The sequence below is a fragment of the Sulfurimonas sp. NW7 genome (assembly GCF_051132265.1).
Taxonomy (GTDB): Bacteria; Campylobacterota; Campylobacteria; order Campylobacterales; family Sulfurimonadaceae; genus Sulfurimonas; species Sulfurimonas hydrogeniphila.
This window is the reverse complement of record NZ_CP093235.1, coordinates 1,762,127-1,774,997: the sequence shown is the minus strand read 5'-3', so window position 1 is coordinate 1,774,997 and position 12,871 is coordinate 1,762,127. Positions and strand designations below refer to the sequence as shown.

The 12,871-nt window shown below is 37.9% G+C and carries 13 protein-coding genes and 1 tRNA gene; 7 read left to right on the top strand and 7 right to left on the bottom strand.

Translation table 11 applies throughout. The features are described 5' to 3' along the window. Positions 1-9: 9 nt before the first annotated feature. The 7 genes from MLC35_RS09305 (at position 10) to MLC35_RS09275 (ending at position 6,135) form a co-directional block, all read left to right on the top strand. Positions 10-915 (top strand): PDC sensor domain-containing protein, encoded by a 906-nt coding sequence (locus MLC35_RS09305; protein ID WP_151899725.1) that lies wholly within the window; start codon positions 10-12, stop codon positions 913-915. Next, positions 915-1,526, top strand: coding sequence for an imidazole glycerol phosphate synthase subunit HisH (gene hisH / locus MLC35_RS09300; protein WP_151899726.1), 612 nt, complete (start codon positions 915-917; stop codon positions 1,524-1,526). Before MLC35_RS09305 ends, hisH begins: the two co-directional genes overlap by 1 nt. Before the next feature lie 20 nt (positions 1,527-1,546). Beyond that, positions 1,547-2,257: a 1-(5-phosphoribosyl)-5-[(5-phosphoribosylamino)methylideneamino]imidazole-4-carboxamide isomerase gene (gene hisA / locus MLC35_RS09295; RefSeq protein WP_151899727.1), complete on the top strand. Its 711-nt coding sequence runs from the start codon at positions 1,547-1,549 to the stop codon at positions 2,255-2,257. A gap of 69 nt (positions 2,258-2,326) precedes the next feature. Further along, positions 2,327-2,701: a chemotaxis response regulator CheY gene (locus MLC35_RS09290; RefSeq protein WP_151899728.1), complete on the top strand. Its 375-nt coding sequence runs from the start codon at positions 2,327-2,329 to the stop codon at positions 2,699-2,701. Beyond that, positions 2,701-3,534, top strand: a complete 834-nt coding sequence (locus MLC35_RS09285) for a 50S ribosomal protein L11 methyltransferase (RefSeq protein WP_151899729.1) — start codon at positions 2,701-2,703, stop codon at positions 3,532-3,534. Before MLC35_RS09290 ends, MLC35_RS09285 begins: the two co-directional genes overlap by 1 nt. 2 nt (positions 3,535-3,536) lie before the next feature. Beyond that, entirely contained in the window at positions 3,537-5,513 is a 1,977-nt protein-coding gene (gene ftsH / locus MLC35_RS09280) for an ATP-dependent zinc metalloprotease FtsH (protein ID WP_434636690.1), read from the top strand. Beyond that, complete coding sequence (locus tag MLC35_RS09275; protein ID WP_434636687.1) at positions 5,503-6,135, top strand: phosphatidylserine decarboxylase; 633 nt, start codon at positions 5,503-5,505, stop codon at positions 6,133-6,135. The genes ftsH and MLC35_RS09275 overlap by 11 nt, the downstream gene beginning before the upstream one ends. An 11-nt stretch (positions 6,136-6,146) precedes the next feature. Here MLC35_RS09275 and MLC35_RS09270 read toward each other — a convergent pair whose 3' ends face one another. The 7 genes from MLC35_RS09270 to MLC35_RS09240 form a co-directional block, all read right to left on the bottom strand. Continuing rightward, positions 6,147-8,486, bottom strand: a complete 2,340-nt coding sequence (locus tag MLC35_RS09270; protein WP_434636684.1) for a tetratricopeptide repeat protein — start codon at positions 8,484-8,486, stop codon at positions 6,147-6,149. Positions 8,487-8,879: 393 nt separating this feature from the next. Then, the gene (locus MLC35_RS09265) at positions 8,880-9,071 is read right to left on the bottom strand and encodes a hypothetical protein (protein WP_151899733.1); all 192 of its coding nucleotides are present in this window, start codon (positions 9,069-9,071) and stop codon (positions 8,880-8,882) included. Positions 9,072-9,157: 86 nt separating this feature from the next. After that, complete coding sequence (locus MLC35_RS09260) at positions 9,158-10,051, bottom strand: hypothetical protein (RefSeq protein WP_434636682.1); 894 nt, start codon at positions 10,049-10,051, stop codon at positions 9,158-9,160. A 57-nt stretch (positions 10,052-10,108) separates the two neighbouring features. After that, a tRNA-Met gene (locus tag MLC35_RS09255) sits at positions 10,109-10,185 on the bottom strand. Positions 10,186-10,252: 67 nt separating this feature from the next. Further along, positions 10,253-10,471: a cold-shock protein gene (locus tag MLC35_RS09250; protein WP_151901482.1), complete on the bottom strand. Its 219-nt coding sequence runs from the start codon at positions 10,469-10,471 to the stop codon at positions 10,253-10,255. 211 nt (positions 10,472-10,682) lie between these two features. Then, positions 10,683-11,933, bottom strand: coding sequence for a serine--tRNA ligase (gene serS, locus MLC35_RS09245; RefSeq protein ID WP_151899735.1), 1,251 nt, complete (start codon positions 11,931-11,933; stop codon positions 10,683-10,685). An 8-nt stretch (positions 11,934-11,941) separates the two neighbouring features. Then, on the bottom strand, positions 11,942-12,853 hold the full coding sequence (locus MLC35_RS09240) for a methylenetetrahydrofolate reductase (protein ID WP_151899736.1): 912 nt from the start codon (positions 12,851-12,853) through the stop codon (positions 11,942-11,944). Positions 12,854-12,871: the final 18 nt, after the last annotated feature.

The following is a 12,871-nucleotide window of genomic DNA, read 5'->3' as shown; positions in this document are numbered from 1 at the left end:
GTGACTTGTATGGTTCCTATAGATATTCAACATTTTGCCGAAGGCAGAACAAAAGCCAGAGCATATTTTTGTTACCTTTTTTCAAAGAATATTCCCAATAGACTTCCTTCTTTAAGTGAAGATATGATTATGCCGAGACTGCTTAAAATAAAAGCAGATCTTGAAAACTGTGAGGGAGTGTACCTTCTTGACCACAAGGGTGTACAGGTAAGTCCGACTTTTACAAAAGATGATCGGATAGATGATGATATAGGAAAGATTCGTGCTGACCGTGCATACTACTATCGTGCAGTCAGAGAAGGCAGATGTACGATTACCGATCCATATCCGTCACTCATTACAGGTGATTTGACTGTAACGGCATCAGCGCCTATATTTGATGAAAACGGTTCGCTCAGGTATGTGGCATGTATTGATATGCCGCTTGAAGAAGTGTTGAAAATTGCACATCTCAATAAAATGGATATATTCTTTGGAGAATTTTTCAAGTGGACTTATGGTGCTTTTGCATTTGCTTTGGTGGCTATAGCACTTTTGCTTTTCGTAAAAGGGATAGAGAGTTTTTTTGAATATGGAATTTCAATAGGTCATTTTCAGATTAAAGATGTTTTTGAAGCAACAATTTTGCTTACACTCTCTTTGGCAATTTTTGATCTTTCCAAAACCCTTATTGAAGAGGAGATATTAGGACGCTATAAAGAACATGACATAGCAGGTCCGCACAAAACGATGGTCCGCTTTTTGGGTTCTATCATTATTGCACTTTCCATTGAAGCATTAATGCTTGTATTCAAGTTTGCAATTACGGATCCAAACAAGCTGATCTATTCTATGTATATTATTGCGGGTGTAGGTATTCTGATAGTCTCTTTGGCAATATATATCAAATTTACAAAATTAAAGATAGATGAATAATGATAGCAATAATTGATTATAACATGGGAAATTTGGCAAGTGTGAAAAATGCGTTTGCCAAGCTTGGACAAGAGACAGTAGTTGAGAGTAATCCTGATAAATTTAAAGAGTATGACAAGCTGATATTGCCCGGTGTCGGTGCTTTTGGTGATGCGATGCAGCATTTGCATGAACGGAATATGGTAGAGTCCATAAAGGAATTTGCAAAGAGTGACAAACCGATGCTTGGAATTTGTCTCGGAATGCAGCTTTTGTTTGAAAATTCCGAAGAGTTTGGAAAACATGAAGGGCTCGGGCTTATAAAAGGCAGTGTTGTAAAGTTTGATACGAAAAAATTCAATGAACCTTTGAAGGTTCCGCATATGGGCTGGAACAGAATGTTTACAAAAGAGCATCCTCTGTTTGCAGGACTGGATGATGAGCATTATCTGTATTTTGTACATACATACCATGTTGCATGTAAAGATGCCAATGACATTATCGGAGAAACATATTATGGCTATAAATTTACTTCTGCCGTTGCTCACGGTAATATAATGGGAATACAGCCCCATCCTGAAAAAAGCCATAAAAACGGTTTGAAAATTTTAGAAAATTTTATACAACTGTAAGAGAAAAGGAAGAGAGAAATATGACATTATATCCGGCAATAGATTTAAAAGACGGCAAAGCAGTCCGTTTGACAAAAGGTTTGATGGAGAGTGCGAAAATCTACTCAAACGAGCCTTATGAATTAGTGAAAAAATTTGAAGAAATGGGTGCGGAGTGGGTGCATCTGGTTGATTTAAACGGTGCATTTGCGGGAGAGCCTAAAAATCTTGAACAAATCATCAAAATTCGTCAAAACTCAGATGTAAAACTTGAACTTGGCGGTGGTATTCGTGATGAAGCAACGATTCAAAAGATGTTGGATATCGGAATTGACAGGATTATTTTAGGTTCTATTGCGGTAAAAGATCCTCAGTTTGTAAGAGATATGGCGGCAAAATATCCCATCGCAGTAGGCATAGATGCCATAGACGGATATGTGGCAGTCGAAGGCTGGGGCGAAGTCAGTACCATGCGTGCGACTGATCTGGCAAAAGAGTTTGCAAATGCCGGTGTAGAGGCGATAATATGCACAGATGTCGGCAAAGACGGTACACTCAGCGGCGTCAATGTAGATTTTACACTTGATATCGCAAGAGCCGGTAAAATAAGCACAATTGCAAGCGGCGGTGTGAAAGATGAAGAGGATATAAAAGCTTTGATAGCCACGGGTGAAGTGGATGGTGTTATCATAGGAAAAGCTTATTATGAGGGCAGGTTGGATTTAGCCAAAATGTTTAAATTGGTAAATTAATAGCAAAACAAACAGAATTTTGCTATTATTAGATATAAATTATGCAAAATATTATGTAAAGGATTTCAATTGAAATTACTTGTTGTTGATGATAGTTCTACAATGCGCCGTATTATAAAAAATACATTGGCTCGACTTGGTTATAAAGATGTACTTGAAGGTGCAGACGGTGTTGAAGGCTGGGCGCAAATGGACGCAAATCCTGATATTGATATGCTGATCACAGACTGGAATATGCCTGAGATGAACGGGCTTGAGCTTGTCAAAAAAGTTCGTGCGGATGAGCGCTTTAAAGATACACCTATCATTATGGTTACGACTGAAGGTGGAAAAGCAGAGGTTATTACAGCACTTAAAGCCGGAGTAAACAATTATATTGTAAAACCGTTTACGCCTCAGGTTTTAAAAGAAAAACTTGCTGCCGTGATGGGTGTATCTGAGTAATGCAAGAGCATTACTACGAATTAGTAGTGAAAGTCTCTTCACATCATGAACTCTTTGCAGATTTTTTGGCAGATACTTTACCGATCGGGTTTGAAGAGACAGACAACGGATTCATTATAAGAAGTGAAGAAGAACTCGACACTATAATGTGGGGGATTGAGCAGTTTGCAGAGGCCTTACAAAAAGCACTCGGCAAATCTGTAGACGTAGAATGTACACAAAAAAAACTCCAAAACAATGACTGGGTAGAATCTTATAAAAACAGTATAGAACCCCTTGTTATAGATAAATTTTACATCCATCCTACATGGAATGACAATCATCCAAACCTGATAAACATAGTAATAGATCCGGCGCTTGCTTTTGGTACAGGGCATCATCCGACAACTGCTTCTTCTTTGCGCGCAATTTCTCAACATGTGAAAAAGAATGACAGAGTTTTGGATGTAGGCTGCGGCAGCGGTATACTGGGCATTGCAGCTATGAAGCTTGGAGCTGTCGTGGATGCTTGTGACACGGACCCTGTATCGGTTGAAAATTCTATAAAAAATGCAAAATTGAATAATTTGGAGTTTCACTCCATATGGGAAGGTTCTGCTTCAAATTTGGATGAAAAGTACACTATAGTCGTGGCAAATATAGTTGCAGATGTGTTGACTTTTATTGCAAATGATCTGAAAAAAGCAATGGCAGAGGACGGAATCTTGATTTTATCAGGTATACTGAATAAGTATGAAGAAAAAGTTCTCAATGCTTATAAAGACTGTAAAATAACACAAAGAATAGCCCAGGACGAATGGGTTACATTAGTTTTAAAAAGAGAGAAAAAATAAAAATGGCAGATAACGAAAACAAAAACAACAATAACAACTTTTTTAATCAAAATCCACTGATAACATTTGCAATATTTTCAGTAGTAGTAATTTTGTTGTTTAAAGTAATGATTGGAGAAGGTGCCGGCAACAGTTCTGTGATGGGAACATCAACAACAAGAATTAAGCCGGTTGACTATTCAGAGTTCAAAGCGCTTGTGAAATCCAAAGCAGTAAAAAAAGTTGAAATAGGCCAGACATATATCAGGGCCATATCAACAGACGGTTCAAAAATCTACACAACAAGAGTTGTCAAAGGGGACAATGAACTAATAAAGCTTTTGGACAAAGAAAAAATCGACTATACAGGCTTCAGTGAAACAAACTGGTTTACCGAGATGTTTGGCTGGCTGTTCCCATTTTTGATTATCATTGCCATTTGGATGTTTTTTGCCGGCCGTATGCAAAAAAGTATGGGTGGGGGACTGCTCGGAATGGGAAATTCCAAAAAGCTGATTAATTCGGAAAAACCGGATACAAAGTTTGATGATGTAGCCGGTGTGGAAGAAGCGAAAGAAGAGGTGCAGGAGATTGTAGATTTCTTGAAATATCCCGGTCGTTATGTGGAAATCGGTGCAAAAATTCCAAAAGGTGTTTTGCTGGTCGGAAGTCCCGGAACCGGTAAAACACTGCTTGCAAAGGCTGTTGCCGGAGAAGCGGAAGTACCTTTTTTCTCAGTCAGCGGCTCGAGTTTTATAGAGATGTTCGTCGGTGTGGGTGCTGCGCGTGTAAGAGATCTGTTTGAACAGGCTAAAAAAGATGCGCCGAGTATTATATTTATAGATGAGATAGATGCTATCGGTAAAAGCCGTGCAGCCGGCGGTGTTATGGGCGGAAATGATGAACGGGAACAGACACTCAATCAGCTTTTGGCAGAGATGGACGGTTTTGGAACAGATACGCCTGTCATAATTTTAGCTGCAACCAACAGACCGGAAATTTTAGATCAGGCACTGTTGCGTCCCGGACGTTTTGACAGACAGGTGCTTGTTGACAAACCGGATTTTGAAGGGCGTGTCAAAATTTTGAAAGTACATGTAAAGAATGTCAAAATAGACAAAGATGTGGATTTGGAAGAGTTGGCCCGTTTGACAGCGGGACTCGCGGGAGCAGACCTGGCAAACATAGTCAATGAAGCAGCACTGCTTGCGGGAAGAAAAAGTCAAAAAACAGTGAAACAAAAAGATATGTATGAAGCGGTTGAGCGTGCCTTGGCAGGACTTGCTAAAAAATCTCGCCGTATCAATCCTAAAGAGAAAAAAATTGTTGCTTACCATGAAAGCGGACATGCTTTGATGGCAGAGACAACAGACGGAGCAAAAAAAGTTTCCAAAGTCTCTATAGTGCCTCGCGGTTTGGCAGCACTTGGCTATACACTGAACAAGCCTGAAGAAAACAAATATATGATGCAGATGCATGAACTGTGGGCAGAAGTAGATACTCTGCTTGGCGGGCGTGCTGCCGAAGAAGTATTTATCGGTGAAATTTCTACAGGTGCGGGAAATGATTTGGAACGTGCCACAGACATTATAAAATCAATGGTTCAGACATACGGGATGAGTGATATTGCAGGACTTATGGTGCTTGAAAAATCCCGTCAGTCATTTTTGGGCGGTCCGCAGCAGGCGACACGTGAGTACAGTGAAAGAATGGCAGAGGAGATGGATGAATACATCAAAAAGTCATTGGATGAGCACTATAAAGCCGTTGTCAACCGCTTAAAAGAGTACAGTGGGGCGATTGAAGCAATGGTTGCACTGCTTTATAAAAAAGAGAATATTACAGGGGACGAAGTCAGAGAAATTATTATAAATTTTGAAAAAGAAAATGGCATAGAGTCTAAAGTTGTAGAAAACAGTGAGAGTATTGAAGAAGAGCTAAAAGCAGATGCCACCATGACAGACACCGAGAACAGTGACGGAAAAAGTGATGAAAAATAACCTTTTTATTATAAGCAAAAACGGGTATAAATATATTCTTTATGCCTTGTTTGCCGCCCTGGTATTTGGGCTTTTGGATTTAGAGTTTTTTTCATTTTCTGCTTTTGTTCTTGCACTGTTTTTTATGTACAGTTTCAGAAATCCGGAAAGAGAGAATACTTTTTTGGATGACAAAGCCGTAGTCTCTCCTGTTGACGGCACTGTAAAATCTATAGATACACTTGAAAGCGGTGAGTATGCCTACAGAATAGTTATAGAATTAGATTACAGAAATGTCGGTATATTGCGGATCCCTTTAAGCGGACGTCTTGAGAATGTCAAAACTACAAGGGGGGCAAGAACATCAAAAAAATCAAAGCTCTTTTATGATTTAAATGAACGTGCAGAACTTTTGTTTGTAGATACCCATAACAATAAAATAAAAGTTCTCCATAGACTCAAGCAGAGTTTTGCGCCGATTGCTATAGAAATCCCAGTCAGAGAAACCTTGCACAAAGGGACAAGATACGGGTTTGCAACGAACAGTGTTACCGAACTGTATCTTCCAAAGAATTTCAGACTGGACACTAAAGTAAACAATGAAGTCCAGGCAGTTCACTCTCTAATCGGTTATTTTACTTAGAAAGCAGTTTATTATCCATTGGGATGCTCTTTCATAAACAAGAGTTTGTCTGTATCAATATTAAATTCAAAATATTCTGATTCGAAGCTGTCATCATCTATTTTTTGCAGTTGAATGGCTGCTCCTTCATTGTTCTTGATCTCCATATACAAAAGGGCGAGTGCATATCTGGCTTCATAAAAATTTTCATTTTTCATTTTTGACAACTCAAGCAATGCTATTGCATTGGCATGATGTTTGGCCGCAGTTGATGCAACAGCTCCCAAATAGAGTGTATAAGCATCCTGTACTTTCAACTCGTCAATTAAATGATTGTAATGGGTATAGGCTTCTTCAAAGTTTTTATTATACAGGAGTGTCAAAGCCAAAGCGCTTTCTATGTCCTGTATATCAGTATCTTTTGTCTGTAAAACATACTTTAGCTGCTCTTGTAGGTAGTAGAGCCTTCCGGTGATTAAATGTTCCTGTATATATGTGTATCTTGTAATGAAAGGGCCGTAATATAAATCAGTATAGGTGAATTGCTGAGTGTTTAAGTATTTCAAGACCTCTTCTGCGTATTTTGGTATGGTATACCCAGTAAAATGTGTATCTATATAGATCATATGCGGCAGGATATCATGAGGAAAGATGACTGTGAGTTTGGATGCAGCAGATTTTGCTCTGTCCAAATTTTTTGTTTTCATTCCAATAAGTACCTTGAGCATAAGATACAAAGGTCTTTGTTTGTAGTCTTTGTCAAGCCATTCAATTGCTGAGAGATAGTCATTGTCGTTGATATGTAAAAGAGTATTGTACAAGTCAATCTCTTCACTGCTGTTTTCGCCGGAAAGGGAATCTTTCAAAATAGATTCCAGTTTTGTGTAATCTTTATTTATAAGTTTACTGGTCATGACAGCATAAACACCGGAAAGATAGTTTTTGGCATCTAAGTGATAGGAACGTAAAAAGTGTTTGTTTGCCTGGAGCATATCTCCCATTTGTGCATAGGTCAAGGCTAAATTATAGTGTAAAATAGAGTGTTTGGGCTGTATTTTAACAAGTTGCTGCAAATCCTGGTTTGCCTCTCGAATTTTTAAAGAAAGAGCCTTTTTAATGGCTTTTGTTATGCCTATATCAACATTTGATGCAGAATAGCTTTTTTTCAGGTATTGCTGGGCAGATTGGATATTGTCAATATATATATTTGCATTTCCTTTTCTAATGTAGCTGATTGTCTGATTTGCATTAAAAATTTTATAGGGTGAAAAATAAAATATTTTCTGAAAATTAAGAAATTTTGAATTCTGAATTTTTTTCCTGTAGAGGGTTTGAGCTTTTTGGGGGTCAAATAAAGCATCTTTGAGTTTGACACTTACAGGATAAATCTTATAAATTTTTTGCGGATATTCATCTGTAACTTTTTTGAGTTGTGATGCCGCTTTTTTTGTATGTCCTGCTTTAAGGTTTATATAACTGCGTGCCAATTTTGCCCTGAGTGGCTGATTGTTTTTTGTGATAGCAGTGTTGAGATGGTCAATTGCAAGATTAAAGTCACCTATCCGCGCATACAGCAGAGCCAGGCTGAAATCATCTACCTCTTCATTTATTTTTTCCAAAGCATCAATTGCATCATAGTTATTGTTATACAAAGCATTGATTTTCGCGCTTAAATGATTTTGTATAACCGGATATGCAGGATGATCTGTATTTTTGAGAGCATTTAAAGCACCAAGATAGTTTTTGTTATAATAGCTTATAAGGGTATAGTAATATGAGTACAAAGGCGAATTGATCTCATATGGCAAATAGGCATAAGCCAGGTCGATGTAGTATTTAAAACTGGATTGATCCTTTACATGTAATGAACATACTGCCGCATTTATAGCGCTTACACATCTTTTCTCATCATTGAGTATCGCATTTTGAAATGTTTTCAATGCCAGTGCATACTGCTTGTTTTTCATTTGGGCAACACCAAGATTGTATTGTGAGATGGCCTGCGAATAGTAGGCAATATTTTCATAAAGAGCCAGAGCTTTTTCTTTTGCGCCTGTTGCATAGAGATAATTTGCTTTGGCAATCATATTTTCAAGTTTACTTTGTTCTATAACGGGAGCTTTTGCTTCTTCAAGCTTGTTTTCCAGGAGACTGAAATTGTCAACTTTTTTTGTAGAGGATTTTTTTATCAGCAAGAGTGCGGTAACAGCAATAAGCAACACAACAATAACAGCTATTCCTCCAAAAAGAATGATTTTTTTCTGTTTGGATTCTTCATCATTTTCATCAAGAAATTCGTCAGTTTGCTCATGCGAATGTAATACTGCATCGCTGTCTTCTATGATTATTATCTCTTCTTGTGCATCAGCCATTGACTACCCTGTTAAATATTGCATCTTTTGTATTGAATAAGCAAAAAAAGTACCAATGCTCTGATCTCTCAAACAATATCATTATATCTTATATTTAAGGAGTATTATAGCAGTAACTACCTGATTTGATGCATACATGTAATGTATGAAGCGAGGTAGATTATGAAAGAAATTATTTCAATATACAAAAAACAATATTCATTAGACTTCTTGCATAACCTATCATTTAACAGCAAATCCTCTATTTAAAATCGCTTTGAGTGATTATGAACAAATGATACATGCATTTTATCTGATAGCAGGGGTAGGTATCATGGTTGCAGTACTGAGTCTTTTTATATTTGTGGTGCGTTATTCAAACACGAAAGAGTAAATAAAACTCTTTCGCCTCTTTTAGCACTGTGTTGGATCTTTGAGACAAATTTGTCTTTGTTTTTCTATTTTTGCTTTTTTCATTTGTAAACTTGATCCTGTTGCTACATCATTGAGAACAAAGGCAAAAGATACAAGATATAAAAAGGAAAATCCGCCAATTAAAGCAATGATGACATAAATGTTGAAATATTTTGAGAGTCTTTTTTTCATAGCGTCCTCCTTAAAGGATATGCTACTATTTTATTGCAAAGAAACTTAATAATTATAAATAATTTTAATATAATTGCAGTTCTTAATTAATCTCTTTTACTGCACTCCTGCAGAATATGCTTAATGATTGCATCATAATCAAGGTTAAGTCCTGCTGCAAAAGTTTCAATAAAGGAGCTGTTTTTGTCAGTAATATCAGGATTGAGATTTGTCCGCATAAAAAAACACTGACCGCTTTGGTTTGTTCTTATACTGATTTGCCCGAAATCTCTGATACCAAGATCAATATAGGCATCTATTGCAAGATTTTCAACACGCTCTTTGATTGTTTGGTCTTCAATATTTTCCAGAATTTTTTTATTTCCGTTGTTTGATCGTAAAACCTTTGCAGAGGAGATCAGCATAGCATCTTCTTTTGTTTTTATGATGGATACAAGATAGTCTTCTCCATCGAGATACTCTTCAATCAAAACAGGAACATTATATTTATTAGAAAGAGAAGAAACACTTTTTTCAAATTCGCTGAAACTATTGACAGTAAAACATTTGTTTTCTTCTTGACATTGCAGGGAACGGGCAGGTTTAACAACCAGGGGATAATTAATAGGTATGTCGTAATCACGCAAATATTTTTCTGCATCGGCAATAAAATATCTTGATGTACTGATACCTTTTTCTTTAAGATAGGATTTTGCCAGTTCTGTATCTGCATCAAAGAGCAAAGCTTTTTTATCTGAACCGGTAAAGTTGATATTGTTTTTTTTGAAAAATTCACAGAGCCAAATTTTTTCTCCGTCTTCAGTGACAATATTGTTAAGAGTAAGGATAGCCAAGTGAGGTTTTCTTTGTACTGTCTGGTGTAGGTCTTGTATGGTGTGGCATTCATGAACTTCAGCAGTATATCCAAGGGATGCTATAGCATGTAAGATGGTATTTTCTTGTAAATGTTCATTTCTTGCTGTTATGATTTCTATATTCACTACTGCGTATCCTTGGTAAAATTAACTGGCTACATAAGTGTTGTAATTTTTGTGATTTGGTTGCGGAAGCAAGATTTGAACTTGCGACCTTCGGGTTATGAGCCCGACGAGCTACCGAACTGCTCTATTCCGCGATATTTGAGTCTAAAGTGGATGTTAGAAAGAGCAGACAGTTTTGATAAACTGTCCGCTGTGAAGATGTTACAGACCTGTAACGTTTTCTGCTTGTGGACCTTTGTCACCCTGACCGACTTCAAAAGTTACTTTTTGACCTTCGTCAAGTGAAACACGAGAGTGTCCGTTGTCATTAATTTGACGATAATGTACAAATACATCTTTGCCGCCATCTTCTACTTCGATAAATCCGAAACCTTTGTCGCTGTTGAACCATTTAACTGTTCCATTTTGTAATGTTGCCATTGTAAATCCTTGTTTGTTTGAGTACACCAAATTTCTTTGATGATAAAAATCTAATATAAAGTTTTTCTTTTAGGTGAATGTACTGGAAACAAAGAAGTTATCAATATAAAGCAATCTAAAGATGTAACTAGAATCATCTTTTCTTGTTGGAAGTATATCTTAAAAAAAATTTAAATGCAAGGAATGTGAACAATTCTTTTTTGTAAAGTATTTACATCCCTAGATAAGGATGCAAAACTTCAGGAATATTTATACTTCCGTCTTCATTTTGAAAGTTTTCCATAATGGCTACAAGTGTGCGGCCAACGGCAAGAGAAGAACCGTTGAGGGTATGTACGAGTTCATTCTTTTTCCCGTTTTTAAAACGGATTTTGGCACGTCTTGCCTGAAAGTCTCTTGTATTGCTTACAGAAGAAATTTCACGGTATTTGTTTTGCCCGGGCAGCCATACTTCAAGATCGATTGTTTTAGCCGCGGAAAAACCCAAATCTCCTGTACACAGAGTTACCAGTCTGTGCGGTAATTCCAAAGCAGTGAGTAAATCAGAGGCACATGTGACCATATTCTCAAAAATTATATCGCTTTCACCCGGTGTAGAAATGCTTACAAGTTCTACTTTATGAAACTGATGCTGGCGTATCATGCCTCTTGTGTCCCGTCCTGCAGCTCCGGCTTCTTTTCGAAAACATGAAGTATAGGCAGTCATTGTTTTTGGCAGTTCCTCTGTTGTGAGTATCTCATCCTGATAGAGATTTGTAAGAGGAACCTCGGCTGTAGGAATGAGGAAAAGCTCAGGATCCTCTACTTTGTATAAGTCATCTTCAAATTTTGGAAGCTGTCCTGTTCCTTCAAGGGCTTTTCTGTTGACAAGTGCAGGAACGCTGACCTCTTCAAATCCGCGTTCACGGTTAAAGTCAAGCATAAAGTTTATAAGTGCGCGTTCCAGTCTTGCACCCATGCCAAAGCTGACAGAAAAGCGCGAAGTTGCCAGTTTGACACCGCGTTCAAAGTCTATCCAGCCGTTTTGTTCTGCCAGTTCCCAGTGCTCTTTTGGGGTAAATGAAAATTCCCTTGGTGTGAGCACTTTTTTGATTTCGACATTGTCATCTTCATCTTCGCCGTCTGGCACATCATCATCAGGTATATTGGGTATAGCCATTGCAAGCGCTTCGAGTTCTTCTTGACGAAGGCGTTGCACTTCCAAAGCATCAGCAATACGGATTTTATTTTCATCGACTTTTTTCTTCAGCTCTGAGACATCTTTGCCTTCACGTTTGTATACACCGAACTCTTTGCTCATAGCATTTTGCGCAGCCTGAAGGGTTTCAAAGTGGGATTTTGCCTCTTTGAGTTCTTCAAATTTTATTTTCACTTTTTCCAAAAGCTTTGCATCAACGCCTTTGCGCATCAGTTTTTTGCTTATACCGTCAAAATCTTTTTGCAATAGTTTTAAATCAATCATTTTATTCCTTATACTAATATGTCTTTGGCTATTTGAAACTGGTTCGCTGTCATCAGGTGAATCTTAGGATGGAGCTGCTTAAGCTCTTCAAAGAGTTTTTTACTAAGCTCAAATCCCACTTTATACTCCTCCTCTGCACCTTTTGTATTTGCCTCTCGGAGTTTGTCTATCCAGCAGGGAGGGACGTTGATCCCCGGTACATGGGATGATAAAAACTGTGCAGTGCGCAGCTTCGTGATAGGAAAAACTCCTAAAATAAGTTCTGCATTTTTATTTTCACGGCAACACTCTTTGTTTGCTTTTTCTTTGAGTTCCAAAAGCTGTTTTGCATTTTCAACATCATATACCGGCTGTGTTATGATACCTACTGCTCCATGTTTAATTTTCTTTTGCATCTTTTTTTGGAGTGTTTTTGGGTTTTTTGCATAGGAGTTGACAACTGCAAAGGGGTGTATCTGTTTTGGTACAACATTAAAAGGTTTTGCTGCATAATCCATACCGGAGTTTAAAGCGGCAATGATGTCCAGAAGCAAAGAGCTGTCACCTTCAAAAACACCTTTTGTATTGGGTTGGTCAGAGATGGTGGCAGGGTCTCCCGTGAGTGCCAGGATGGCTCTGATGTCAACTTCGTTTGCCCCGAGCAAATCAGACTGCAGGGCAATTTTGTTTCTGTCGCGCATACTCATCGTTGCAATAACAGGCTTGTGAAATCTCTCTTGGAGCAGTTTGGCGGCAAAAAGAGCATTGTACTTGAGTTTTGCCAAAGGATTGTCTGTGGTGGAAAATCCATCGACTAAATCTGCAAGCCCGAGTGTTTCTATTTTGTCTATCGTCGGTGTAAAAGTTGCCGAATGCCCGGGTGTAGTTTCAAGAGTAATATATCTGTCGTTTTTTAATTTATGTATCAGTGTGTCAAACAAAAAAAATCCTAATTCGCT